A 24,371-nucleotide genomic window follows, 5' to 3' on the forward strand; every position below is an offset into this window, starting at 1 on the left:
GGGGAACTGGTAGCGGTAGCTCACCTGCGTGTCCGAGAAGAGGAAGAACGACGGGCTGTCGGCCGGCGGCGCCTCGGGAGCCTTGGCCTTCTTCACGGTATCCAGATCCGCTGCGAGGGCCGACCCCGTCACACCCATCGCGACGACCGCCGCCAACACACCCTTGAACATCACGCCAATCCCCCGGCTTTCGAATGGCCGGGGTCAGTACCGCAACCGCTATGCCAGCGATATCAAGCCTGGGAACGACTCCGCTTCATGTGGCCAAATCACCACAAAATCTCGCGGATGCGGTCAGATTGCCTTCCGATCGGTCAAGTTTCAGGGAGATCGACTCGCGGGGGGGCTGTTTCCTCGGCCCCGGCGCCATGCACGGGAATTGCTAAGCCGCAGGCTCACGGTCGCCATGCCTATCGGAATGGCAGCAACAGGCGCGAGAAAGATCCATGCCGGCAGCTCCATCGCCCGTCCGCCTGGAGGCGGAGCCCGCTCCCCTGGATGTCGTGCCCTCGGCCACGGCCCTGGTCATCATCGACATGCAGCGGGACTTCCTGGAGCCGGGGGGCTTCGGGGAAAGCCTCGGCAACGACGTCTCGCGCCTCGCCGCCGCCGTCGCCCCCGCCGCGTCCCTCCTGGCCGCTGCCCGCCGGGCGGGCCTCCTCGTCATCCACACGCGGGAGGGGCACCGGCCGGACCTGTCGGACGCGCCGCCCGCCAAGATCGCCCGCGGCGCGCCCTCGGCCCGCATCGGCGACCCCGGACCGATGGGCCGGATCCTGATCCGTGGCGAGCCCGGCCACGACATCGTCCCGGCGTTGCGGCCGCAGCCGGGGGAGCCGGTGATCGACAAGCCGGGCAAGGGCGCCTTCTATGCCACCGACCTCGCCGGGATCCTGGCGGCCCGGCGGATCGACACGCTCCTCGTCTGCGGCGTGACCACCGAGGTCTGCGTGCACACCACGGTGCGCGAGGCCAACGACCGCGGCTATCGCTGCGTGGTGATCGCGGATGCCTGCGCATCCTATATCCCGGCCTTCCACGAGGCGGGGCTGGCGATGATTAAGGCGCAGGGCGGCATCTTCGGCTGGGTCGCCGAGTCCCCGGCGGCCGTCGCCGCCCTCGGCGCGGCGGTGGCCTGAGATGGCCGCCCCTTCTCAGGACCCTTCGGCCGCCTCCCCGGCGGCGCCCGCGCGACGGGCCCTGCGCGGCCGCGCGGCGAGCCTGTCGGGCAACCCGTTCCTCGCCGACGGCTGCCTCGACCATGTGGAGGACGCTCTGATCCTGATCGAGGACGGGCGGATCGCCGCCTTCGGCCCCTATGCCGAGACGGCGGGACGGCTTCAGGCGGACGTGCCGGTGGAGCACTACGAGAACGCGCTGATCCTGCCGGGCCTGATCGACACCCACGTCCACTACCCGCAACTCCAGGTGATCGCTTCCTACGGCGAGCAGTTGCTGGCGTGGCTGCACGCCTACACCTTCCCCGCCGAACTCCAGTTCGCCGACAGCGCCCATGCCGAGCGGGTGGCCAAGCTGTTCTTCCGGGAAATCCTGGGCGCCGGGACGACCACGGCGATGGTGTACTGCACGGTCCATCCCGGCTCCGTCGAGGCGTTCTTCGCCGAGTCGGAGCGGTTCAACACGCGGATGATCGCCGGCAAGGTCCTGATGGACCGCAACGCGCCCGCCGCCCTCCTCGACACGGCGCAGCGCGGCTACGACGAGAGCAAGGCTCTGATCGCCTGCTGGCACGGCCGGGGTCGCCAGCTCTACGCCGTCACCCCGCGCTTCGCCGGATCCTGCACCCCGGCGCAGCTCGATGCCGCCGGGGCGCTGCTCGACGAGCATGACGGGCTCTTCCTCCAGACCCACCTGTCGGAGAACACCGACGAGGTCGCCTGGGTGATGAGCCTCTTCCCCGACCGGGCGAGCTACCTCGACATCTACGCCCATTCGGGCCTCGTCCGGCCACGCTCCGTCTTTGGCCACGCGATCCATGTGGGGGAGGAGGAGTTCTGCACCTGCCACGCCACCGGCGCGGCGCTCGCCCATTGCCCGACCTCGAACGGGTTCCTGGGCAGCGGCCTGTTCCGGCTGTTCGACGCCCTCGATCCGCGGCGGCCGGTGCGGGTCGGCCTCGGCACGGATGTGGGGGCCGGGACGACGCTCTCCCTGCTGAAGACCCTCGGGGAAGCCTACAAGGTCGCCGCCCTGCGCGGGGCCAAGCTCGATGCGGCGCGCGCCTTCTGGCTCGCCACCCTCGGCGGCGCGGAGGCGCTGCGCCTCGACGACCGCATCGGCCGGATCGCGCCCGGCTACGAGGCCGACCTCTGCGTCCTCGATCTGGCGGCGACGCCCCTCCTCGGCTTCCGCACCGGCCTCTGCGAGGACATCGAGGACCTGCTGTTCGTCCTGATGACCCTGGGCGACCACCGCACGGTGCGGGCGACCTGGGTGGCGGGCGAATGCGTCTACGACGCCCGCCGGGCGGGCGCCCCCCTGCGCTACCCGGCCGCCGGACGGGCTCAGCGCTGATCCACGCCCTCGCCCGCACGGGACAGGCATCCCCATTGAGGAATCATCCCCGTGAGACAACGCTGGTGCGAGACTTGCCCTGGTGCGGGACTTGCTAAGTTTCGCCCCGGGACATGGAGGGTATCGATGCGGATGTTCGGTCTCGCTCGTGGGTTCGGTCTTGCGATATTGCTGTCGACCGGTGTGCCGGCGGGCGCCCTCGCCCAGAGCTATACGGCCCCGGCCCCGACGGACGTGCCGACGACCGGCACGAGGGAACTGAACAAGGCAGACCGCAAGATGGCCTGCACGCAAGCCGCCGACCGCCGCAGCATGCGCGGCCTTTCGCGCCAGCAGTTCCGCGCCGCGTGCCGCGGCCGCCCGATCCCGACCCGCGTGAACCCCCGGTAGCGACCGGGCGGCCGCCTCCGGCCACCCCACGGCGCTTGCCACGGGCGCCGCGCCGACGGATGTATCGGCCCGGCGCGGTGAGTCCGGCGGTCCCGGCGGATCCCGCCCCGTGGATCGCTCGATGACCAAGGTGGATGCCGACGGCGCGACGGACGCCCCCGCGACCGGGGGCGGCTCCGAGCACTGGCTCGGCAATCTCCTCGTCTGCACCTTCGGCTCGTTCACGACGATCGTCGGAATGACGCTGCTGCTGCCCTTCCTGCCGCTCTACGTGGCCGAACTCGGCGTCACCGACGAGGCCGCCATCGTCCAGTGGTCCGGGGTGGCCTTCGGCGCGACCTTCCTCTCGGCCGCCCTCGTCGCCCCTCTTTGGGGCCGCCTCGCCGACCGCTACGGGCGCAAGCCCATGCTGATCCGCGCGAGCCTCGGCATGGCGATCGCGATCTCGCTGATCGGCGTGGTGGGCGACGTGTACCAGCTCGTCGGCCTGCGCCTGCTGACCGGCCTGCTCGGCGGCTACGCCTCCGGGTCCTACGTGCTGGTGGCGACGCAGAGCCCGAAGGCGCGCTCGGCCTGGGCCCTCGGCACGCTGAGTTCGGGAATCATGGCCGGCAACCTCGCCGGTCCGCTGCTCGGCGGCTTCCTGCCGCCGCTCATCGGCATCCGGGCCACCTTCCTGGCCTCGGGGGGCATCATCTTCGTCGCCTTCCTGGCCACCGCCTTCCTCATCCGCGAGAGGCGCCGGCCCGGACGGGCCGCCGCCGCGACGGTCCGGGGCGGGCTCGCCGCGATCCCCGACAAGGGGCCGCTGATCACCATGCTGATCACCGGGATGCTCCTGATGTTCGCCACCATGTCGATCGAGCCGATCATCACCGTCTACGTGGCGCAGCTCGTCGACGACCCGGCGCGGGTCACGGTGACGGCGGGTTTCGTAATGGCGGGGGCGGCCCTCGGCAGCATCCTGTCCGCGCCCCGGCTCGGGAAGCTCGCGGACCGCGTCGGGCCGTGGACCGTCATCGTCGGCTGCCTCGCGGCCTGCGCGCTGCTGCTGATCCCCCAGGCCTTCGTGACGGAGGGCTGGCAGCTCGTGCTCCTGCGCTTCCTGATGGGCGCGGCGCTGGGCGGGCTCCTGCCCTGCGTCGCCAGCGTCATCCGCCACTCCGTGCCGGAGCACACGGTGGGGATGGCGCTCGGGTACTCCACCTCGTCGCAATATGTGGGGCAGGTCGCCGGGCCGTTGGTGGGCGGCTATGTCGGCGGGCATTTCGGGATGCGCGCGGTCTTCTTCGGGACCTGCCTCCTCATGGCCGCCGGCGCCGCCTTCACCGGGGCCGTGGCGCGCAGTCGGCGCGGACGGGGCGAAGGGGCGGCCGAAGGACTGGTGGAAGGGGCGGCGGAGGGGGCGTCGCCGCCTTCCCGGCGGCTTTGGCGCTGATGATGCATCGCGCCCCTGCCCGCCGCCCCGGCACCGGAAGCCCATGACCCGCACCCCGCCCCGAGACCTCCCCCACGATCCGTCCCGTCCCCCGGCCTCCCCCCTAAGGATCCGCGCGTGAGCGACGCGACCGACTGGGCGGAGCGCCGCCGCATCGCCGAGCAGGCGCGGGGCGAGCGGCCGTGGTCCCTGTGGGGGCCTTACCTGAGCGAGCGGCAATGGGGCACCGTGCGCGAGGATTACAGCAGCGACGGCGATGCGTGGCGATCCTTCACCCACGAGGACGCCCGCTCGCGGGCCTACCGCTGGGGCGAGGACGGCCTCGCCGGCCTCTGCGACGAGCGCGGCCTGCTCTGCTTCGCCCTCGCCCTCTGGAACGGGCGCGACCGGATCCTGAAGGAGCGCCTGTTCGGCCTGACCAACGAGCAGGGCAACCACGGCGAGGACGTGAAGGAGCACTACCACTACCTCGACGCGGTCCCGAGCCACGCCTACCTCAAGTTCCTCTACCGCTACCCGCAGGCGGCCTACCCGTATGACGAGCTCGTCCGCGAGGGGATGCAGCGCAGCCGCGACGTGCCGGAATACGAGATCGACGACACCGGGATCTTCGAGGGCGACCGCTTCTTCGACGTGACGGTGGACTACGCCAAGGCCGACGTGGACGACATCCACGTCCTCGTCTCGGCCACGAACCGCGGGCCGGAGGCCGCCGAGATCCACCTCGTCCCGCAGCTCTGGTTCCGCAACACGTGGTCCTGGCACGAGAACGGCCCGGCGCCGCGCCTCTCCCCACATCCCGAGGGCGGGATCCTGACGGAGCATCCGCGCCTCGGCCCCTACCGGCTGGTCTTTGAGGGCGAGCCCGACGTGCTGTTCTGCGCCAACGACACGAACCTGCGCCGCCATGCCGGGCAGCCGGAGGCGCGGGGGCCGTTCAAGGACGGGCTGCACGCGGCCATCGTCGAGGGCGACGCCACAGCGATCCGGCGGGATGCCGGGACGAAAGTGGGCCTGCACTACCGTCTCGGGCTGGAGCCGGGCGAGACGAAGCGGATCCGCCTGCGCCTCTCGGCGGGTTCGCGGACGCGGCCGCTCGATGCGGACGGCAGCGTCCGCGACCTCCGCATCGCCGAGGCCGACGCCTTCTACGACGGCCTGCAGGAGGGCATCGCCGACCCGGATGCCCGCGCGGTCTTCCGGCAGGCCGCGGCGGGGCTGATCTGGTCGAAGCAGCTCTACGCCTACGACGTGCGGCTATGGCTCAAGGGCGATCCGCTGCAGCCGGTGCCGCCCCGGGAGCGCGAGGGCGGTCGCAACGTCCATTGGCGGTCCTTCGCCGCCTGCGACGTGCTCTCCATGCCCGACAAGTGGGAATACCCGTGGTTCGCGGCGTGGGATCTCGCCTTCCATTGCCTGCCGCTGGCCCTGCTCGATCCGGACTTCGCCAAGAAGCAGCTCCTGCTGCTGACGCGGGAATGGTACATGCACCCCAACGGCCAGCTCCCGGCCTACGAGTGGGAGTTTTCCGACACCAACCCGCCGGTCCACGCCTGGGCGGCCTACCGGGTGTTCGAGATCGACCGCGCCCGGCGCGGCGGAGCCGGCGACCTCGCCTTCCTCGAAGGCGTCTTCCACAAGCTCCTGATCAACTTCACATGGTGGGTGAACCGCAAGGACGCGGGCGGCCTCAACGTGTTCCAGGGCGGCTTCCTCGGCCTCGACAACATCGGCGTGTTCGACCGGTCGCGCCCGCCGCCGGGCTTCGGCATGGTGCATCAGGCCGACGGCACCGCCTGGATGGCGATGTACGCCCTCAACATGATGCGCATCGCCCTCGAACTGGCGCTCCACAACGACGTCTACGAGAGCACCGCCTCGAAGTTCTTCGAGCACTTCCTCCTCATCGCCGAGGCGATGACTGACATGGGCGGAGAAGGCTTCGGCCTCTGGGACGAGGACGACGAGTTCTACTACGACGAGGTCGACATCCCCGGGGGCGGCAAGCTCCCCTTGCGCGTCCGCTCCATGGTGGGGCTGGTGCCGCTCTTCGCGGTGGAGGTCATCGAGCCTTGGGTGCTGCAGCGGCTGCCGGACTTCGCGCGGCGCCTCAACTGGCTGCTCGAGAACCGCCCGCACCTCGCCCGCTTGGTCTCGCGCTGGGACGAGGGCGGGGTGAAGGACCGCAAGCTGCTCTCGCTGCTCCGCGGCCACCGCATGAAGGCGCTGCTGCGGCGGATGCTCGACGAGGCGGAGTTCCTCTCCGCCCACGGCGTGCGCTCCCTTTCGAAGGCGCACCGCGATGCACCCTACTCGCTCCAGGAATTCGGCGCCTCCTTCACGGTCCGCTACGATCCGGCCGAGTCGAGCTCGAACATGTTCGGCGGCAACTCCAACTGGCGCGGGCCGGTGTGGATGCCGGTGAACTACCTGATCATCGAGGCGCTGCGCCGCTTCCACACTTACTACGGCGACGATTTCCTGGTCGAATTTCCCACGGGCTCGGGGGACATGCACACCCTCGCGTCCATCGCCGACGCCCTCCAGGACCGGTTGATCGCCCTCTTCACCAAGGACGAGGCCGGCCGCCGCCCGGCCTTCGGGGACCGGCCGCCGGTGCCCTCGGCCGAGGGGGCCGAGGAGCCCCTGCTGTTCCACGAGTTCTTCGACGGCGACACCGGCCGCGGTCTCGGCGCCTCGCACCAGACCGGCTGGACGGCGCTCATCGTCAACCTGCTGCATCACCGGGCGAACCCGCCCGGTTGACCGGAGCGCCGGCCCAGGCGGCGTTACTTCATGCAGGCATCCTCGGCCTTCTCGAAGGCGGCGGGCTTCGGCTCGTGCTCGGGGGGGCGGTTGCGGCCGAGGGCGCCGTCGGAGCGTGCCCGGAGATAGGTGTAGATGTCCGGCATGTAGCACATGACGTTCCGGTTCTCGCCGAAGGCCGGCATCACCAGTTCCTGGGAGGCGTTCACGTCCTTCTTGCCGCCGACGACGATCCCGGCGAAGTGCGCGTAGTCCATTCCCTTGAGGGCGTCGACGAGGGAGGGCGCGTACGTCGATCCCATGCCGTCCGGCCCGTGGCAGACGATGCAGTTGGCGTTGTACCGCAAGTATCCGGACATCGTATACCAATCGACCTTCTTGCCGCCATCTGCGATGTGGTAGGTCGGATCGCCGTTCTTGTCCGAATACTGGCCGTCCTGAACCTTGGCGGGCTGCGTGGGCCCCTCGCTCTTCAGGTCGGTGGAGGCCGAGGCTTGTGAGGAGGCCGGAGCGGGCGCGTCGGCGCCGGCAGCCCACGCAGCGCCGCCCCCGAGGAGCCCCACGGCGAACAAGGCGGCAACGCCTATTGCTGATCGCATGATTGTGTTCTCCCTCGACCTTTGCTTGCTTCTGTCGTGGAACAACTTCGAGCCTCGACGATCTATACCGCGATGAACAATCACATTCTCGCGAATGACGGCGGTCCGGGCAGAAACCCCGAATCCCGGTCGGGTCCGCCCGCGCAGACCGGGCTCCGCACGCCGCGCCGCATCACCGTGGACCCGCAAGGTCTCCGTAACCGTCGCGGAGCGCCTTCCGGAACGGGAAAGCCGAGCTTGGCGTTGAGGCGCCGGTAATCCGGGGGCCGCTGCGTGAGACCGTCTCTTCTCGTCGTGCTGGGCCTGCTTCTGGCGGTCTGGCCGCACGCCTCCCGGGCGCAGGTCGCCGCTGAGGCGCCCGCCGCGACCGTCGAGGTGGAGAAGCCACGTCCGGGTCCGCCTCCGCCCCTGCCCGACCTGTCGGATCCCAACGGCCGGGCGGGCGAGGCCCTGAACGAGCCGGGCGAGCGCTCCGGCATCCCGAAGGCGCTGCGCGCCTCCGGCTCCCGGGCGGGCGGCCCGGCGAACGACCTCAACCCGGGCGGGCGCGCCGAGGAACCGGCCCCGCCCAAGGGCGACCTCGGCCGGGTCGTCGCGGGTGAGGAGCTGTTCCACGGCAACTATTGCGGGAAGGGGCAGCGCGGCGAGGGTCTGGCGCCCACCGACGACCTCGACGCCGCCTGCATGCGCCACGACGCCTGCTACGACACGGCCGGGTACAGCTCCTGCGCCTGCGACGCCGTACTCAAGCGTGAGGCGTCCCGCGTCTCGGACAGTCCGAACGCCTCCCTGGAGGTCAGGCGCCGGGCCCTCAGCGTGATCGAGGCCGCGGAGGCCATGACGTGCCGTTCACCCTGACGCGATCGCGGCACGGATGGGGCGCGCCACGCCCGGCTGTCGGCGAAACCACCGCTCTCACGCCACAATCGGCTTTCTTACCCTGAGAGGTCCGGCACACGGGCCGGATGAACGCTTCGGTCTCACCCCTTGGTCCCACCTCCCCCACCGCAGGGTCGTGTAGAGCGCCGGGTTTCCGCGAGCTCCCCGGCGGCGCGGACGGCGCGCTGGATCCTCCCCGCGATCCTGGCTGCGGGAGTGCTGGCGACGGCGGTCTGCACCGCGCTGACGTGGCGGGCGGCGGAGCTGCGCGACCGCCTGACCTTCACCCATGCCACCGAGATCGAACTGCGCGCCATCGAGGAGCAGTTCCGGACCTACACCGCCCTCCTCCGCGGAGCCGCCGGCCTGTTCGCGGCCGAGGGTGACAGCGTGACCCTCGCCGAGTTCCGCGCCTACGTGCGGCGGATCGAGTTCCAGGCCCTGTATCCCGGCTACCTCGGCATCGGCTTCACGCCGACCCTGCCCGCCTCCGAAAAGGAGCGGTTCGCGGCGCGTGCGGCGGCACTCGGGGTGGGAAACTTCCAGGTCCGCCCGGCGACGGACAACCCCGCGATCAGCCCCGTGCTCTTCGCGGAGCCGCCGAACCCGCGCAACCAAGCCGCCATCGGCTACGACGTGATGTCCGATCCCGTCCGGCGGGACATGGTCGAGCGCGCCCGCGACACCGGGCGGCCCGCCGCCTCGGCCCGCATCCAGCTCGTGCAGGAGATCGACGCGGACAAGCAGGCCGGCTTCCTCGTCGCCCTGCCGGTCTATGCCGGCGGCGGCATCCCGCCGGACGTCGCGGCGCGGCGGGAGAAATATCTCGGCTTCATCTTCGGCGCCTTCCGGGCCGACGACCTGTTCGGCAGCATCGTGGCGGCCGAGGCCGAGGAGGATGCCGCCTTCACGATCTACGACGGCCCGCCGGGCGAGACGACCCTGATGCACCGGTCGGCACGGGTCTCCCCCGCCGCCGGCCGCCTCACGCGGGAGGCGACGCTGGATCTCGGCGGGCGCAACTGGACCGTCCAGTTCCAGCAGCGCATCGCGCCCGCCCGCGCCTCGGCGCTGTCGGAGATCTGGCTCATCGGCGGCGGGGGCCTCCTCGCCACCGCACTGCTGGCCTTTGCCGCCTTCCGCCAAGGCCGGACGCAGGACGAGGTTCACCGCCTCAACGCGTCCCTGGAGGCCCGGGTTGAGGAGCGCACGCGCGACCTGACGGAGGCGGCCGACCGCCTGCGGCAGGCGAGCGAGGAGCGGACACGGATTGAGGAGGCCCTGCGGCAATCGCAGAAGATGGAGGCGGTGGGCCAGCTCACGGGCGGCTTAGCCCACGACTTCAACAACCTGCTCGCGGGAATCTCCGGCTCCCTGGAGTTGATGGAGACCCGCCTCGCCCAGGGGCGCTCGCAGGAGATCGGCAAGTACATCGCCGTCGCGCAGGGGGCCGCGCGCCGCGCCGCCGCCCTGACCCACCGCCTGCTCGCCTTCTCCCGCCGCCAGACCCTGGCGCCCAAGGCCATCGATGCGAGCAGGCTGGTGGAGGGGATGCTCGACCTGATCCGGCGCACGGTCGGGCCCGGCGTGGAGGTGCGGCACCGTAGCGTGGACGGACTCTGGCCCGCCCTCGCGGATCCGTCACAACTGGAGAATGCGCTCCTGAACCTGTGCATCAACGCCCGGGACGCGATGCCCGAGGGCGGCCGCATCATCATCGAGACCGACAACCGCCGGATCGACGGGGCGCAGGCAAGGGCTCAGGACATGCCGGAGGGCGAGTACCTCTCCCTCTGCGTCACCGATACCGGCACCGGCATGACGCCCGATGTGGTCGATCGGGCCTTCGACCCGTTCTTCACCACGAAGCCCATGGGCGAGGGCACGGGCCTCGGCCTATCGATGATCTACGGCTTCGCCAAGCAGTCGGGCGGACAGGTGCGGATCGCCTCCACCGTCGGCCAGGGCACGACGGTTTGCATCTACCTGCCGCGTCACCGGGGCGAGGTGGACGAGGAAGGGGACGATCCGGCCAAGCGCCCCCTGGCCCCGGCCGAGGCGGGCGAGGCCGTGCTGATCGTCGACGACGAGCCGAGCGTGAGGATGCTCGTGGCCGACGTGCTGGGCGACCTCGGCTACCTTGCGCTGGAGGCGGCGGACGGCGCGGAGGGCCTCCGGGTGCTGCAATCCGGGACGCGCGTCGACCTTCTGGTGACGGATGTCGGCCTGCCCGGCGGCATGAACGGCCGCCAGCTCGCCGACGCGGCGCGGGTCGGGCGCCCGGACCTGCGGGTCCTGTTCATCACCGGTTTCGCGGAGGCCGCCGTGCTCGGCGACGGCCACCTCGAACCGGGCATGGCGGTCCTGACCAAGCCCTTCGCAGTCGACGTGCTGGCCTCGCGCATCCGCGAGATGATCGGGTCCCGCGCCGGGCCGTCGGACGGCAGGCGCGTGGCGGCACGCTGACCGGGCGGACGGCGCCGAAGAGCCTGGGCTGGCACCGTCGGCTCGGCGCGGCCAACTTCGGCGTCGCCCTCCCGTGCCGCGTTTCATGTCTTTCCCCGCCCCGGGGCCAATTCCGCCCGGCGGAGCGGGGCCGGGCATCCGGCGAGTGCTACGGCCCTGACAAATAACCGGTCATATCATGCCGTCCAATACAATCACACATCTTCGATAATTTGAATTAAGTCGCAATCAACCTTTTGCTCACATGGTTGCGAGGCCAGGAGCGGGGTTTTGGGACGACGATGAAGGGCATGGTTTTCACGGAGTTCCTGGATTTCGTGCAGGGAAGCCTCGGTGCCGACATGGTCGATGACATCATTGAGGATGCCGCCCCGCCGAATGCCGGGGCCTATACTGCCGTGGGGACCTATCCCTATGCCGAGATGGGCGCCCTGGTCGCCGCCCTCGGCCGCAGGACGGGGTGCCCCGTGCCCGACCTGCTGCAGACCTTCGGCCGTCACCTCTGCGGACGGTTCGTCGTGCGATTCCCCGAGTTCTTCCCCGCCGACTCCGAGTTCTTCACCTTCCTCGACAGCGTGGACCGGCACATCCACGTCGAGGTCCACAAGCTCTACCCCGAGGCGGAGCTTCCGCGCTTCGAGATGACCCACGGGGGGCACGATACGGTCTTTCTCGATTACGACAGCTGCCGCCCGCTGGAGGCCCTCGCGGAGGGCATGATCCTGGCGGCGTCCGACCATTTCGGCCAAGCGGTGGAGATCGAGAAGCTCCATCTCCCGACCGAGGGCCGGACCGTCACGCGCTTCGTGATTCGCAAGGTCGAGGCCCGCCTTGCCGCCTGATCCCCTCCCTCCCCCCGGGGACAACCCGGACGAACGCCTTGCGCGCCTAGCCCGCCGCGTCGAGCGCGAGCGCCGGGCGCGGCTGGAGGCCGAGAGCCTGCTCGAGGAGAAATCGCGCGCGCTGTTCACCGCCAACCGGAACCTCGCCCAGCTCGCGGCCTCGCTGGAGACCCGCGTGGCCGAGCGCACCCTGGAGGCGAACGACGCCCGCGAGCGCGCCGTGGCGCTGGCCGAGCGCGACAGCCTGACGGGTATCGCCAACCGCGTCCGCTTCACCGATCGGCTCGGCGCCCTCATCGAGCAGGCGCGGCAAAGCGGCGAGGGGTTCGCCCTCCTCCTCCTCGACCTTGATCGCTTCAAGGAGACCAACGACGCCCTCGGCCACGAGGCGGGCGATACCCTGCTCCGCTGCGTGGCGCGGCGGCTCGTCCGCCTGCCCGGCGCATGGTGTGTCGCCCGGCTCGGCGGAGACGAGTTCGCCGCCATCGTCCCCGCGACGGAGGACGGTATCGAGGCGCAGGTGCAGGCCCTGCAGGCGCGGCTGCGCAAGCCCCTCCGCTTCCAGGGGCAGCGCCTGGAGGTCTCGGCCTCGATCGGCGTCGCCCTCTTCCCGCAGGACGCGACCGACTCCCGGGACCTCCAGCGCTTTGCCGACATCGCCCTGTTCCGCGCCAAGGTGCTGCGGGACTGCCATGCCCGGTACGAGGCCGCCATGGGCCGGGAGATCGAGGTACGCCGCGAACTCGGCAGCGAACTCGCCAGGGCCCTGCGGATCGGTGAGGTCGTGCCGTGGTTCCAGCCCATCGTCGACGGGACGTCCCTGCGGCCGAACGGCGTGGAGGCCCTGGCCCGCTGGCACCACCCGCAACGGGGCCTCGTCTCCCCCGGTGACTTCTTGGCGATCGCCGAGGAGCGCCGCCTGATGGGCGAGCTGTTCGCGCGGATCCTGCGCGCCGCCTGCCCGGTCGCGAAGCGGTGGCTGGCGGAGGGCGTGATCCAGTTCCTCTCGGTCAACGTCTCCCCGAGCCAGTTCCGGTCGGGCAACCTCGTCCAGGACCTCGCGGCCCTCCTCGCCGAACTCGACTTCCCGGCCGAGTGCCTCGTCGTGGAGATCACCGAGGAGATCCTGATGCTCGACCTCGACGGCGCGCGGCGGCAATTGCAGGACATCGCCGCCCTCGGCGTCCGCATCGCCCTCGACGATTTCGGCGTGGGCTATTCCAACATCGGCTATCTGCGCCACCTGCCGTTCCACAAGCTCAAGCTCGACCGCTCGCTGATCGCGGATCTCGGCAAGGATCCGAAGGTGCGGGTCATGCTCAGCGCCATCGTCGATCTGGCGCGGGCGCTGGACCTCGGAATCGTCGCGGAGGGCGTCGAGGATCCGCATCAGGCGCTCCTCCTCGCCCATCTCGGCTGCCGCGACCTCCAGGGCTACCTCTTCGGCCGTCCGATGCCGGAGGCCGAACTCGACGCCTTCTTCCGTCACGGGGCCTCGCCCCGGCGGGCCGCGGTCTGACCGGACCGTCCTGAGGGGCCGGCCGCGCCGAGGCTACGTCAGGGTCCTGAGCCCCGAGGGCGTCTCGATCACCGCGCGGAGGCGGAACCGCGCGCCCCGCTCGACGGCCGGCGGATCGCGGAGGGCGAGGGCCGCGTGGAGCGCGCTCACCCACTCCGGGTCCGGGTGCTCGATCCCGAACGAGCGCAGCCGCGCGCCGAGGTCCGGCATCGCGGCGGCCGGGTTGCCCCGGCTTCCCCAATCCATGACCGAGGGCGCGAGGCCGCCTGCGGGCAGGGATCCGTCCGCGGGCACGGCGAAGACCCAGTTCCTGTCGCCGCGCGAGACGGGCACCGCGTGGCCGAGCAGCGCCCCGTGCCGGGCCAGGGCGGCACCGAGGTCGTCCGTGCGGGCGACCCAGCCGCGCAGGCGGCGTCCCTCGTCCCAGGCGGCGCGGACGGCGCGGGGGTCGTCGAGGCCGAACCAACGGGGATGGGGCGGGCGCTGCGCCTCGGGATCGACGGCGATCACTTCGAGGAAGGTGTCGTCCCCGAGCCGCAGAAGCAGGTTGTGCGTCCCCATCTCGGGGTGCTTCCCCCCGGCGGGCATGTCGATGCCGAGTTGGTCGCGCACATGCGCGGCGCCCTCCGCGAGGGAGGGCGCGATGATCGCGAGGTGGTCGAGCGTCAGCATGGCATCTCGCCTGTCCGAGCCGGAGCCGCCACTCTCACTGACACTCGGTCCGAGCCTGATCCTGGAGGCTGCGCAGCCCGTTCAGGCTCACGTCCTCGGTGATGGCCTCGTGCCATCGGTCGAGGATGCGGATCTGGAAGCGACGGCCCTTCAGGATCGCGTCGAAGGCATCGCCTTCGAACCAGATCGCGCCGGCCTTCTGCATGGCGGGCGACGGGATCATGGCGTTGGATACCGGCTGATCGTCGATCCGGTACTGGTAGTTGAAGAGCGACTCCTTCGGCAGCCCCGTGACCTCGAGGCGGGAGCCGACGACCTGGACGCGCGACGGCGACGTGGTCGCGAGAATGCAGGGAGACGGGCCGTCCGCCCGCGCAAGGGTCCAATCGCCCGCGCTGGCGAGGGGCGGCCCGGCGGCCCCGGCGGCGGTGACGCCTGCCGCGAGGCTGAGCCACGCGATGCCGATCCCGATGCTGAGCTTGCCCCCCGTCCCGGCCGCCATGCGGATCCCCCCATCCATCGAACGATCCCGCCACGGCGGGGCGGGCGCCGCCTCCCGTGGCGATGCCCGCTCCGGGCGGCAGGCTAACAAGATCAGGGATGCCGGGACGTTCCCGCCTGCCGATCCGGGCGGGCGGCGGCTCGCTTGCCGCCGCCGCGTGAGGGATGCGGCCTCACTTCCTGTTCGTGATCAGGCTGTCGACGTTCTTGTTCGCCTCCTTGTTCTCCTTCTGCTGGGCCGCGATCTGGTGCTGGGTGTCCTTCATGGCCGCCTCGTCCCGCTGGCCCTGGGGCTCCTTGGTCATGACCGTGCCGGTGGTGGCGGCACCGACCTTCTGCGGGACGGCGACGGCATCGATCACGTCGAAGCGCATGTTGTCCTGGGCCGACTTCAGGACCGCGTTCGCCTCGTAATACTTGCCCTGCCCGATCAGCGTGGCGGCCTGATCGACGTCGGCGACGGTCTTGTTCAGGGGGAGGACCGCCATGGTGAAGTTGACGTCGACATGGGCGAGCTTGAGCTTGTCGATGGCGCCCTGCTGGTCGCCGCGGGCGAGGTTCTTGTTCGCCTCCGTCACGGCGGACGCCTTCTCGGGCGTGGCCACGAAGTCGTCACCGAGGGTCAGCTGCGCATCGACGGGCACCCAGGCGATCTGCTCCTTGGCGGCCGGCTGCGCCGAGGCGGATTTGGCGTCGGCCGTCGCGGCCGGGGCCGCGCCCTTCTGCCCGGCGAGGTCGGCCTGGGTCTTCAGGTCGGCTTCCGCCTTGGTGAACTGGGCGTCGTCGGTCTTCGCCTTCCCGAAGGCGGCCTGCGTCTTGGCGATCATCGCCTTGGCCTGAGCCGGGTCGGCCTCGAAGATCGCGAGCCGCGTGAGTTGAAGATCCCGGAAGCCCTGCGCCCCGTCCTTCGACAGCTTGCCCACGTCCCGATCGATCGCGCTCGCGTGGGCGGCACCCTGGTGGGCCGCCTGCTCGGCGGCGAAGGCGGTACCACCGAGGATCGTGGTGAGAACAAGCGCTGCAGCCATAGATTTGCGATGTGCCATCTTTCATCTCCATCTGAAGCGCGGAATAGCGGCCTTCGACTTCGTTGGCCTCGTTCATCCCGTGTTCAAACAATAGATTCCGGCGCTGAAAGTCGCATGTCCATTGGGTTAAACATCCGCAATGTGGCGCAGCACGGGGGCCGGAGCGGCGCAGCCCACGGCCCCCGCGGAACGGGCGCGCGCACGGTCCATTCGGGAATCGGCTCGACGGAGGCCCGCGCCGGTCAGAGCACCTGCGAGAGGAACCGGCGGGTGCGCTCGTCGCGCGCGGAGGCGAAGAAGGTCGCGGGCGGCCCATGCTCCACGATCACGCCGCGATCCGTGAAGTAGATGTGGTCGGCCACGTCCCGGGCGAAGTTCATCTCGTGGGTGACGAGCATGCAGGTCATGCCCTCCTCCGCCAATTCGCGGATCGTCACCAGCACCTCCTTCACCGTCTCCGGGTCGAGGGCGGCGGTGACCTCGTCGAAGAGCATCACGTCCGGCCGCATGGCCAGCGAACGGGCGATGGCCACGCGCTGCTGCTGCCCGCCCGACAACTCGCCCGGATACGCGTTCTCCTTGCCCGCGAGCCGGACCTTGGCCAGCAGGGCGCGGGCGCGGGCCTCCACCTCGCGCCGGTCCTGGCCGAGGACGTGGATGGGCGCCATCATCACGTTCTGCAGGGCGGTCTTGTGCGGGAACAGGTTGTACTGCTGGAACACCATGCCGACCTTGCGGCGCAGGGCCAGCTTGTCGAGCCCTGGATCCGTGACCTCGATCCCCTCGACCACGATGGAGCCGGCGCTGACCGGTACCAGGGCGTTGATGCAGCGGATCAGCGTCGACTTGCCGGAGCCCGAGGGCCCGATGATGCACACCACCTCGCCCTTGGCGACGTCGAAGCTGATGCCCTTCAACACCTCGAAGGTCCCGAAGGATTTGTGAACGTCCCGAAGGCGGACGATCGGCCGATCCGGGGTCCAGGCCGGAGACGGAGGGCCGTCGGGGGTCGCGCGCGTCATGCTCAGCGGGTCTCGAAGCGGCGTTCCAGCCGGGCGGTCAGCCGGTCGATCGGGTAGCAGTAGACGAAGAAGCAGAGCAGGGCGAAGCCGTAGAGCGGGGCGAAGAGCTCCGGGCGCCCGCCCTCGGCGGCGTGGACCTGCGCGGTCAGCGTCAGCATCTCGGTGACGCCGACGATGGAGGCCTGCACGGTGGCCATGGCGATGAGCGAGTAGACGTTCATCCAGGGCGGCAGCATTCGCTTCAGGCATTGCGGCAGGATGATCCGCCAGAGCGTCTGCCGCCGGGTGAAGGCCAGGGACTCGGCCGCCTCCCACTGGGTGTCCGGCACGGAGCGCACCGCCCCGCGCACGATCTCGGCGACGTTGGCCATCACCGGCAGGCTGAAGCCGAAGGTCGCCTTCACCCAATCGGGCAGCGGCAGGCGGAGCCCGAACACCGTGATCTGGAAGGGCACGAGGAACATCACGAAGAACAGGAGCACCAGCCAGGGCACGTTGCGGAAGACCTGGGTGGCGCCCCACGCGACTGCGGAGACCACCCGGTTCTCGGCCAGCATGGCGAGGCCGAGGCCGGTGCCGGCGAGGGTGCCGATCGCCATCGCCATCAGCGAGATCGCGACGTTGAAGGCGAAGCCCGTCAGGAGCAGCGGCGCCCACTTGATCACCACCTCCAGCGGCGAGGGCGCGGCCGCGCCTCCCTGCGCCCAGGCCGGGAGGGCCAGGGCCGCCAGCCCGCAGAGCAGCCAGCCGTGGACGGGCCGCAGCCGCGCCGGCGCGGGCGTGCGCGACGGCGCGAAGGGCAACAGCACCGGCAAGGTGCCGGGGCGCTGCGGCTCGCCCGCGCTCACCGGCCGTATCCGGGGATGCGCAGCGCCCGCTCCCAGCGGTGCATGATCCAGACGAGGAGGCCGACGAGGACGGCGTAGGTCGCGAGGAGCACCAGCATCATCTCCAGGACGTTCTGTGACTCGGACCAGATCTGCTTGACCGCGTAGAGCGTCTCCGGGACCGCGATGGCGTAGGCCAGCGTCGTCGTCTTCAAGAGGTTGATCAGGTTGTTGTTGAGCGCCGGCAGGCAGACCCGCAGGGCCAGCGGGAGGACGATGTGGCGGTAGGCGCCGACCCTCGTGTAGCCCAGCGCCTCGGCGGCCTCGATGGTGGTCTTCGGCACGGCCTCGATGCCGGAGCGGAAGATCTCCACGTTGAAGGCCCCCGCGAAGAGCGAGAGCGAGACGATCGCCCACTGGACGTTGGTGAGGATCGGCGTGCGCAGGCCGTCGGCGGTGCGCAGGTCCGGCAGGAGCGTGCCGAGGCCGAAGTAGAAGAAGAAGATCTGTACCAGCGGCGGCGTGTTGCGGAACACCACGACGAAGCCGTTGACCAGACCCCGGAGCAGGCGAGACGGCCCGCTCTGAAGGAGCGCCCCGACGGCGCCGATCACGAGGCTCGCCAGGATGGTGCTCAGCGCCAGCAGCAGCGTCGTGCGCAGGCCCGCAACGTAGCGGTCGAAGTCGTACGGATCGTAGAAGACCGTGAAATTGAATCCCGTCGTCTCGTAGAGACGCTGGAACCACGCCTGGATCGCCTCGATCATCGCGGCCTGACGGTCGGGCTCGTCGGACGGGGGCGCATCAGTTGGTGGCGTTCTTGTACTTCTCGTGCATCGCCTTCGAATAGGCGGTCGGCTCAATGCCCCACTTCTTCTCTTCCTCGACGATGAAGCCGGTCTTCATCCAGTCCTTCGTCGCGGCCTCGACCACGGCCTGGAGCGAGGTGTTGCCCTGCGCCACCGCCATCATCCATGGCGCATCGAGGATGCCCTTCAGCGGCAGGGCGTAGTCGGCCTTCCAGTCCTCATCGAGGAGTTTTCCCTGCAACATGCTCTGGTCGTAGACGTAGCCGATGCAATTGCCCTGTTTCAGGGCGAAGAGCGGCTTTTCGGACCCGTCGAAGGCGATGATCTCCGCCCCGTAGGTCCGGGCGACGTCCTTGTTGTACCACGCCCCCGAGGTCGCGCAGAGCGGCTTGCCCTTGAGCTGCGCCCAATCGGTGATGCCGGACTTCTTCGGGAGAAGCACGTTCACGAAGTCGGAATAGTATTGCGGATCGATCGCCTGCACGACGCGGCGGCGCTCCGGCTTGTCGGACAGGGTGGCGATCAGCATGTCCACCTTGCCCTGCTGCAGAAACTCGATCCGATTGGCCGAGACCACCGGCACCAGTTCGAGCTTCACGCCGAGGCGCTTGGCGATGTCGGCGGCGAGATCGGGCTCCAGCCCGATGATCGCTCCGCTCGGGTCGCGGAAGCCGAAGGGCCGGTAATCCGCCTTGGTGCCGACGATGAGCGTGCCGCGCTGCTTGATCGCCTCCACCCCGTCGGCGGCCTCCGCCCGCCCGGGGCCCGCGAGGATCAGGACCGCCGCGAGCGCGGCGAGCGTCCCGGTGCCGAGGAGGGTGCGGATCGTCTGGCGCATCGGGTCGGTCCTGTTCGCTTGCGCTGATCTTCGCACGGTTCGAAGCAATCCACGAGCCATGCCACGAGCCAAGCGCGATGATTTACGCGAAGCGTGTCACCGCGAAGGGAGAGAGGTCGATCCGTCCGGCGCCGCCGGCGAGGTCGGCCGCCACGGCCTCGCCGATGCCGGCCGAGTGCTTGAACCCGTGGCCGGAGCAGGCCGAGACCACGTGCACCCGGTCCGTGTCGGGATGCCGGTCGATGATGAAGCCGCGATCCGGCGTCACCGTGTAGAGGCAGGCCGCCGCCCGCACGACCTCCGGCGTCGTGCCGGCGAGGCGCCCCGCGACCCGCAGCCGGTACATCTCGGCGGATTCGTCCGGGCCGACCTGCCGCTCGACGGAGTCGGCGGTGGTCACGCTGCTGTACTGCTCGGTCGCGACCTTGATCGCGCCCTCCCCCGGCAGGGGCGGGAAGCCGTAGAGGTAGTCCGTGTCGCCGGTGCCGTACATCCAGATGAAGACCGGCGCATTCGGCCCGTAGGCGGTGCCGTCCGCGAGCGCGTACCAGTGGAGGAGCTGGCGCCGGACCGTGAGCAGCCGGTCGAAGGGGCTCCCGAGCAGGGGAGCGGTCCAGGCGCCCGCCGCCACCACGGCGCGGTCGGCGAGGATCGGGCCGTCGGCGGTCTCGATGCGCACGCCCTCGGCCTCCTGGCGCAGGGCCAGCACCTCGCAGCCGGTCCGGATCTCTGCGCCCGCCGCGCCCGCGCCGCGAAGCTGCGCGGCGATGCAGCGCTCCGGGTGCACGAACCCGCCGCCGGGCTCGTAATAGGCTTTCTCGTCCCCGGCGAGGTTGAGGAATTGCGGGAAGCGGCGGGCGACCTCGGCGCCGTCGAGGACCTCGTGGGCGATCCCCGCCCCCTCCGCCGCGCGGATCGATCGCCCGACGAAGTCCGGCTTGCCGTGGTGGGAGGACACGCCGTGGCCCGGCGCCATGACGAGGGCGCCGCAGGCATTCAGCAGGGTCTCGCCGGTCTCGGCCTCCAATTCGCGCCAGATGCGGTGCGAGGCGACGACGAAGGGCACGTAGTCGCTGCCCTCTCCCACCGCCTGCCGGGTGATGCGCGTCTCGCCGTGGCTCGATCCGAGGGCATGGGGCGGCGCGAACCGGTCGAGACCGACCACCGCGGCGCCGCGCTTGGCCAGCTGATAGAGAACGGCGCTGCCCATGGCGCCGAGGCCGAGCACCGCGACGTCGAACCGGCGGCTCATCGGCGCCCCCCGGCGGGCGGGGCGGCAGGCGTCCTGTCGGGGCGGCGTGGAGCGGCGGGGCCGGGCATCCTGAAGCGATCTCGATCGAGGCAGGCGGGTGGAGACGGGGGCGGCGGGCCCTCGCCTCGGGGAAGGGCCTAGCATGGATGCATCCGCGCGGGCATCCCGGCCCATGCACGGGCCGGGCCGGCGTCACCGCCGTCGAACCCGGCCCCGAGGGGCCGCGTCAAAGGGAATCGGGGGCCGCGCCGGATCTTGGCGGTCCCCGCCGGCGCTTGAGGGGACATGCTGTACCTCTACGGTCTCACCATCGCCGCCGGCCTCGCGAACGCGATTCAGCCCGGCCAGAACGCGACCCTCGCCAAGTCGCTCACCCTGCCGATCACGGCCGGGCTCATCACCCTCCTGGTGAGCACGACCGTGCTGCTCGTCGGCGGCCTCGCCACGGGCAAGCTCGAAGTACCCACCGTGCAGCAGGTGGCCGCCGTGCCCTGGTGGGCGTGGCTCGGCGGGTTCCTGAGCGCGCTCGTGATCCTCGCGCAGCTCTTCGCGTCCCCGGCCATCGGCGCCGCCTCCTTCCTTGGCATCATCGTGACCGTGGGTGTGCTTGCCTCCATCGTACTCGATCATTACGGCTGGGTCGGTTTCCAGGAACACCCGGCGAGCGCCTGGCGGATCCTCGGCGCCGTCCTGATGATCGGCGGCGTCGCCCTCGTGGCACTGTTCTGACCGGCCCCTCGATCGGACGGATCGGTTCGAGGCCGCCCCCGGTGAGGCGGTCGCCCCGGTCCGAAGCCTGAGGGAGGTGAGCCATGAGCGAGGCCAGCCCGTCGCGCTCCAAGGTTGCCACAGTCCTACGCGTGACCAGCGGCAACTTCCTGGAGATGTTCGACTTCTTCCTGTTCGGCTTTTACGCGACCTACATTTCCAAGACCTTCTTCCCGGTCGGCAACGAGTTCGCCTCGCTCATGCTGACCTTCATGACCTTCGGCGCCGGATTCCTGATGCGCCCCCTCGGCGCCGTCTTCCTCGGCGCCTACGTCGACAGCATCGGCCGCCGGAAGGGGCTGATCGTGACGCTGGGCATCATGGCCACCGGCACGATCCTCATCGCCTTCGTGCCCGGCTACGCCGCGATCGGGCTGTTCGCGCCCTTCCTCGTCCTCGTCGGACGGCTGCTCCAGGGCTTCTCGGCCGGCGTCGAGCTCGGCGGCGTGTCGGTCTACCTCGCGGAGATGGCCACCCCCGGCAACAAGGGCTTCTACGTCTCCTGGCAGTCCGGTAGCCAGCAGGTGGCGATCATGGTCGCCGCGCTGATCGGCTTCGTCCTCAACGGCATCCTGACACCCGCCGACATGAACGGCTGGGGCTGGCGCATCCCGTTTTTCATCGGCTGCGCCATCGTGCCGTTCCTGTTCTACATCCGGCGCTCGCTGGAGGAGACCGAGGAGTTCCTGGCGCGCAAGCATCGGCCGTCCATGACGGAGGTGTTCGGCTCGCTCGCCCGCAACTGGCAGATCGTGCTGCTCGGGATGCTGCTCGTCGGCATGACCACGATCTCGTTCTACACGATCACCGTCTACACTCCGACCTTCGGCAAGAACGTCCTCAAGCTGTCGGATGCCGACAGTTTGCTCGTGACCTTCTGCACCGCCCTCTCGAACCTGTTCTGGCTGCCGGTGATGGGCGCCCTGTCCGACCGGGTCGGGCGCAAGCCGATCCTCCTCGTGTTCTCGGCGCTCACCCTGCTGACCGCCTATCCCGTCCTCGTCTGGCTGACGGCCGACGCCAGCTTCGGCCACATGCTGATCGCACTCCTGTGGCTCTCGTTCCTGTACGGCAGCTACAACGGCGCGATGGTGGTGGCGCTGACGGAGGTCGTCCCGGCGAGCGTGCGTACGGCGGGGTTCTCCCTGGCCTATTCGCTGGCGACCGCCCTGCTCGGGGGCTTCACGCCCCTCGTCTCGACCTGGCTGATCGAGGCCACGGGCAACCGCGCGGCGCCCGGTCTGTGGATGGCCTTCGGCGGCGCCTGCGGCCTCGTGGCGACCCTCCTGATCTACCGCCGGGCCACCCATCCCGCCGCCGCCGGGGGCTCGCCCGCCCCAACCCTCACGGCGGGTCAGCGGCGGGTGTCATGAGCCGCCGGGAAACCGCCGGTCCGTGCGCTCTCAGAGGGCATCCGGTACGTCGTCGGGAGCCGAGGGCGCGTCGTCGCAGAGCCGCTTCAATTCGAGAACGGCGGCGGCATAGCCTGCCAGCAGGACAGCGGTCCAATGCATGATCGACACCCTCCCAAGCGGTCGGCGGCTCTGATCCTGCGGGCCTCAGGCCCGGAATGACGCAGGCGCCGTCTGTCGTAACCCCCTCAGTCATTTATGCTGAGAGGGTGGGGAATACTCCGGGGTGCGACAAAGGTTGCCGCCCGCGGAGGAAGATTCCGTATTCAGTCGAGACGCATCGGAGGGTTGGCATTCAAGGATCCGGCCCAGGGGGGCAGGGGTCGCCCCCCGGTCCGGGCCAGGGGACGGGGGGCGCCGCACGGCGACGGTCGCCGCCGAAGCCCGCGCGGGCGGCTATGACGCGCGCGCCCGCGGGCGTATGGCTGGAGCGAACCGGGCGAAGACCCGGCCCGAGCCGGCGCGCCGATGCGTCCTGCCCGAGTTTCAGGGGAGATCCGGTCATGGATCTGGAAGCGCGCGCCATCCGGCGGGTGAGCAGGCGGCTCCTGCCGCTGCTCATCGTCTGCTACTTCATCTCGTATCTCGACCGGGTGAATGTCGGCTTCGCCGCCTTGACCATGAACAAGGACCTCGGCATCTCGGCCACCGCCTACGGGCTCGGCGCCGGCATCTTCTTCCTTACCTACTTCGCCTTCGAGGTGCCCTCGAACCTGTTCCTGGAGCGGGTCGGGGCGCGGGTGTGGATCGCCCGCATCATGCTGACCTGGGGCCTCCTCTCGGGGGCGATGGCCTTCATCGTGGGCGAGACGAGCTTCTACGCCGTGCGCCTGCTGCTCGGCGCGGCGGAGGCGGGCTTCTTCCCCGGCATCATCTTCTACCTGACCCTGTGGTTTCCTTCGCGCTATCGCGGCCGGATCATCAGCTCCTTCATGATCGCGATCCCGCTCTCCAGCGTCATCGGCTCGCCGCTCTCGGGGGCGCTGCTCGGGCTCGACGGGGTGCTGGGCTTCAAGGGCTGGCAATGGCTGTACGTGCTGGAGGCTCTGCCCGCCGTCCTTCTCGCTGGCGTCGTGCTGGCATTCCTCACCGACCGGCCGGAGCAGGCCGCGTGGCTCCCGGAGGACGAGCGCGCATGGCTGGTGCAGCGCCTCGCGGACGAGCGGCGGGCGCGGGAATCGGCCCGCAGCTACAGCGTGCGCGAAGCCCTCACCGACGGGCGCGTGCTCGCGGTCGCCTTCGTCTATTTCGGCAACGTGGCGCTGCTCTACGGGCTCAGCTTCTTCCTGCCGCAGATCGTGAAGGGGTTCGACCTTACGAACTTCCAGACCGGCCTCGTGACCCTGATCCCCGCCGCCATCGGCGTCGTCGGCATGGCCGTGCTCGGGCGCTCCTCCGACCGGATGGCCGAGCGCAAGGGGCATGTCGCCTTCGCGCTGCTGCTCGCGGCGGGCGGGACGGCGGCGGCGGCGCTGGTCGCCGACCCCTATGCCAAGATCGCCCTGTTCAGCGTCTCGGCCTTCGGCATCTTCGGCGGCCTGCCCATCGTCTGGACCCTGCCGACCGCCTACCTCTCCGGTGCGGCGGCGGCGGGCGGCATCGCCATCATCAACGCGCTCGGCAACCTCTCCGGCTTCGCCGCGCCCTACGCGGTGGGGGCCATCAAGGACGCCACCGGCACCTTCACGGGCGGGCTCCTCCTCATCGCGGGGGCGGGCTTCGCGGCCATGGCGACGGTGCTGTGCCTGCGCCACGATAGCCGCCTGGAACGGGCGCCCGCGCCGGGCGCCCAGGCGGCGCAATAGCCG

Annotated in this window: 21 protein-coding genes; 12 read left to right on the forward strand and 9 right to left on the reverse strand. The window is 70.4% G+C overall.

The genetic code is table 11. From position 1 onward, the window contains the following. The first annotated feature begins 446 nt into the window (after positions 1 to 446). The 5 genes from MFF06_RS11220 to MFF06_RS11240 all read left to right on the forward strand — a co-directional run bounded on the left by MFF06_RS11220 (position 447) and on the right by MFF06_RS11240 (position 7,129). Positions 447 to 1,139: a cysteine hydrolase family protein gene (locus MFF06_RS11220; RefSeq protein WP_238203821.1), complete on the forward strand. Its 693-nt coding sequence runs from the start codon at positions 447 to 449 to the stop codon at positions 1,137 to 1,139. 1 nt (position 1,140) lies between these two features. Continuing rightward, the gene (gene guaD, locus MFF06_RS11225) at positions 1,141 to 2,535 is read left to right on the forward strand and encodes a guanine deaminase (protein WP_238203822.1); all 1,395 of its coding nucleotides are present in this window, start codon (positions 1,141 to 1,143) and stop codon (positions 2,533 to 2,535) included. Between the two features lie 126 nt (positions 2,536 to 2,661). Continuing rightward, a complete protein-coding gene (locus MFF06_RS11230) occupies positions 2,662 to 2,925 on the forward strand; it encodes a hypothetical protein (RefSeq protein WP_238203823.1) in 264 nt (87 codons plus the stop codon). Between the two features lie 121 nt (positions 2,926 to 3,046). Then, positions 3,047 to 4,363 (forward strand): MFS transporter, encoded by a 1,317-nt coding sequence (locus MFF06_RS11235; RefSeq protein ID WP_238203824.1) that lies wholly within the window; start codon positions 3,047 to 3,049, stop codon positions 4,361 to 4,363. 117 nt (positions 4,364 to 4,480) lie between these two features. Beyond that, positions 4,481 to 7,129, forward strand: a complete 2,649-nt coding sequence (locus MFF06_RS11240) for an MGH1-like glycoside hydrolase domain-containing protein (RefSeq protein WP_238203825.1) — start codon at positions 4,481 to 4,483, stop codon at positions 7,127 to 7,129. Positions 7,130 to 7,152: 23 nt separating this feature from the next. Here MFF06_RS11240 and MFF06_RS11245 read toward each other — a convergent pair whose 3' ends face one another. Next, positions 7,153 to 7,728 (reverse strand): c-type cytochrome, methanol metabolism-related, encoded by a 576-nt coding sequence (locus tag MFF06_RS11245; RefSeq protein ID WP_238203826.1) that lies wholly within the window; start codon positions 7,726 to 7,728, stop codon positions 7,153 to 7,155. A 273-nt stretch (positions 7,729 to 8,001) separates the two neighbouring features. On the opposite strand from MFF06_RS11245, the gene MFF06_RS11250 reads away from it, so the two are divergent. From MFF06_RS11250 to MFF06_RS11265, 4 genes are all read left to right on the forward strand, one after another. After that, on the forward strand, positions 8,002 to 8,586 hold the full coding sequence (locus tag MFF06_RS11250) for a phospholipase A2 family protein (RefSeq protein ID WP_238203827.1): 585 nt from the start codon (positions 8,002 to 8,004) through the stop codon (positions 8,584 to 8,586). A gap of 237 nt (positions 8,587 to 8,823) precedes the next feature. Next, entirely contained in the window at positions 8,824 to 11,073 is a 2,250-nt protein-coding gene (locus MFF06_RS11255) for a CHASE domain-containing protein (protein ID WP_238203828.1), read from the forward strand. A 290-nt stretch (positions 11,074 to 11,363) separates the two neighbouring features. Further along, positions 11,364 to 11,915: a heme NO-binding domain-containing protein gene (locus tag MFF06_RS11260; RefSeq protein ID WP_238203829.1), complete on the forward strand. Its 552-nt coding sequence runs from the start codon at positions 11,364 to 11,366 to the stop codon at positions 11,913 to 11,915. Next, positions 11,905 to 13,434, forward strand: coding sequence for a putative bifunctional diguanylate cyclase/phosphodiesterase (locus tag MFF06_RS11265; protein ID WP_238203831.1), 1,530 nt, complete (start codon positions 11,905 to 11,907; stop codon positions 13,432 to 13,434). The genes MFF06_RS11260 and MFF06_RS11265 overlap by 11 nt, the downstream gene beginning before the upstream one ends. A 33-nt stretch (positions 13,435 to 13,467) precedes the next feature. Here the strand turns inward: MFF06_RS11265 and MFF06_RS11270 are convergent, their stop codons facing one another. The 8 genes from MFF06_RS11270 to solA all read right to left on the reverse strand — a co-directional run bounded on the left by MFF06_RS11270 (position 13,468) and on the right by solA (position 20,383). Beyond that, on the reverse strand, positions 13,468 to 14,106 hold the full coding sequence (locus MFF06_RS11270) for a VOC family protein (protein ID WP_238203833.1): 639 nt from the start codon (positions 14,104 to 14,106) through the stop codon (positions 13,468 to 13,470). A gap of 34 nt (positions 14,107 to 14,140) precedes the next feature. Continuing rightward, positions 14,141 to 14,626, reverse strand: a complete 486-nt coding sequence (locus tag MFF06_RS11275; RefSeq protein ID WP_238203835.1) for a hypothetical protein — start codon at positions 14,624 to 14,626, stop codon at positions 14,141 to 14,143. A gap of 154 nt (positions 14,627 to 14,780) precedes the next feature. Then, a complete protein-coding gene (locus tag MFF06_RS11280) occupies positions 14,781 to 15,635 on the reverse strand; it encodes a YfdX family protein (RefSeq protein WP_238203836.1) in 855 nt (284 codons plus the stop codon). Positions 15,636 to 15,877: 242 nt separating this feature from the next. Then, positions 15,878 to 16,657 (reverse strand): amino acid ABC transporter ATP-binding protein, encoded by a 780-nt coding sequence (locus MFF06_RS11285; protein ID WP_283207265.1) that lies wholly within the window; start codon positions 16,655 to 16,657, stop codon positions 15,878 to 15,880. Between the two features lie 2 nt (positions 16,658 to 16,659). Beyond that, positions 16,660 to 17,505, reverse strand: a complete 846-nt coding sequence (locus MFF06_RS11290; protein ID WP_238203837.1) for an amino acid ABC transporter permease — start codon at positions 17,503 to 17,505, stop codon at positions 16,660 to 16,662. Continuing rightward, positions 17,502 to 18,251 carry an amino acid ABC transporter permease gene (locus tag MFF06_RS11295; protein ID WP_238203838.1) on the reverse strand — a complete coding sequence of 250 codons (750 nt, stop codon included), beginning with the start codon at positions 18,249 to 18,251 and terminating at the stop codon, positions 17,502 to 17,504. The genes MFF06_RS11290 and MFF06_RS11295 overlap by 4 nt, the downstream gene beginning before the upstream one ends. 37 nt (positions 18,252 to 18,288) lie before the next feature. After that, positions 18,289 to 19,131, reverse strand: coding sequence for a transporter substrate-binding domain-containing protein (locus MFF06_RS11300; RefSeq protein ID WP_238203839.1), 843 nt, complete (start codon positions 19,129 to 19,131; stop codon positions 18,289 to 18,291). A gap of 82 nt (positions 19,132 to 19,213) precedes the next feature. Then, the gene (gene solA, locus MFF06_RS11305) at positions 19,214 to 20,383 is read right to left on the reverse strand and encodes an N-methyl-L-tryptophan oxidase (RefSeq protein WP_238203840.1); all 1,170 of its coding nucleotides are present in this window, start codon (positions 20,381 to 20,383) and stop codon (positions 19,214 to 19,216) included. A 285-nt stretch (positions 20,384 to 20,668) separates the two neighbouring features. Here solA and MFF06_RS11310 point away from each other — a divergent pair, with 285 nt between their 5' ends. The 3 genes from MFF06_RS11310 to MFF06_RS11320 all read left to right on the forward strand — a co-directional run bounded on the left by MFF06_RS11310 (position 20,669) and on the right by MFF06_RS11320 (position 24,368). Next, the gene (locus MFF06_RS11310) at positions 20,669 to 21,112 is read left to right on the forward strand and encodes a DMT family transporter (RefSeq protein WP_238203841.1); all 444 of its coding nucleotides are present in this window, start codon (positions 20,669 to 20,671) and stop codon (positions 21,110 to 21,112) included. 83 nt (positions 21,113 to 21,195) lie between these two features. Next, positions 21,196 to 22,524, forward strand: a complete 1,329-nt coding sequence (locus tag MFF06_RS11315) for an MFS transporter (RefSeq protein WP_238203842.1) — start codon at positions 21,196 to 21,198, stop codon at positions 22,522 to 22,524. 542 nt (positions 22,525 to 23,066) lie between these two features. Continuing rightward, the gene (locus MFF06_RS11320) at positions 23,067 to 24,368 is read left to right on the forward strand and encodes an MFS transporter (protein WP_238203843.1); all 1,302 of its coding nucleotides are present in this window, start codon (positions 23,067 to 23,069) and stop codon (positions 24,366 to 24,368) included. The last annotated feature ends 3 nt before the right edge of the window (positions 24,369 to 24,371 follow it).

Source organism: Methylobacterium aerolatum, assembly GCF_022179085.1.
Lineage (GTDB): Bacteria > Pseudomonadota > Alphaproteobacteria > Rhizobiales > Beijerinckiaceae > Methylobacterium > Methylobacterium aerolatum.

Coding starts and splice junctions, on each gene's coding strand:
- MFF06_RS11300 (WP_238203839.1), bottom strand. CDS start 19,131: ATGCGCCAGACGATCCGCACCCTCCTCGGCACCGGGACGCTCGCCGCG.
- MFF06_RS11320 (WP_238203843.1), top strand. CDS start 23,067: ATGGATCTGGAAGCGCGCGCCATCCGGCGGGTGAGCAGGCGGCTCCTG.
- MFF06_RS11280 (WP_238203836.1), bottom strand. CDS start 15,635: ATGGCTGCAGCGCTTGTTCTCACCACGATCCTCGGTGGTACCGCCTTC.
- MFF06_RS11230 (WP_238203823.1), top strand. CDS start 2,662: ATGCGGATGTTCGGTCTCGCTCGTGGGTTCGGTCTTGCGATATTGCTG.
- MFF06_RS11245 (WP_238203826.1), bottom strand. CDS start 7,728: ATGCGATCAGCAATAGGCGTTGCCGCCTTGTTCGCCGTGGGGCTCCTC.
- MFF06_RS11310 (WP_238203841.1), top strand. CDS start 20,669: ATGCTGTACCTCTACGGTCTCACCATCGCCGCCGGCCTCGCGAACGCG.
- MFF06_RS11220 (WP_238203821.1), top strand. CDS start 447: ATGCCGGCAGCTCCATCGCCCGTCCGCCTGGAGGCGGAGCCCGCTCCC.
- MFF06_RS11270 (WP_238203833.1), bottom strand. CDS start 14,106: ATGCTGACGCTCGACCACCTCGCGATCATCGCGCCCTCCCTCGCGGAG.
- MFF06_RS11285 (WP_283207265.1), bottom strand. CDS start 16,657: ATGACGCGCGCGACCCCCGACGGCCCTCCGTCTCCGGCCTGGACCCCG.
- MFF06_RS11260 (WP_238203829.1), top strand. CDS start 11,364: ATGGTTTTCACGGAGTTCCTGGATTTCGTGCAGGGAAGCCTCGGTGCC.
- MFF06_RS11235 (WP_238203824.1), top strand. CDS start 3,047: ATGACCAAGGTGGATGCCGACGGCGCGACGGACGCCCCCGCGACCGGG.
- MFF06_RS11275 (WP_238203835.1), bottom strand. CDS start 14,626: ATGGATGGGGGGATCCGCATGGCGGCCGGGACGGGGGGCAAGCTCAGC.
- guaD (WP_238203822.1), top strand. CDS start 1,141: ATGGCCGCCCCTTCTCAGGACCCTTCGGCCGCCTCCCCGGCGGCGCCC.
- MFF06_RS11295 (WP_238203838.1), bottom strand. CDS start 18,251: ATGATCGAGGCGATCCAGGCGTGGTTCCAGCGTCTCTACGAGACGACG.
- solA (WP_238203840.1), bottom strand. CDS start 20,383: ATGAGCCGCCGGTTCGACGTCGCGGTGCTCGGCCTCGGCGCCATGGGC.
- MFF06_RS11315 (WP_238203842.1), top strand. CDS start 21,196: ATGAGCGAGGCCAGCCCGTCGCGCTCCAAGGTTGCCACAGTCCTACGC.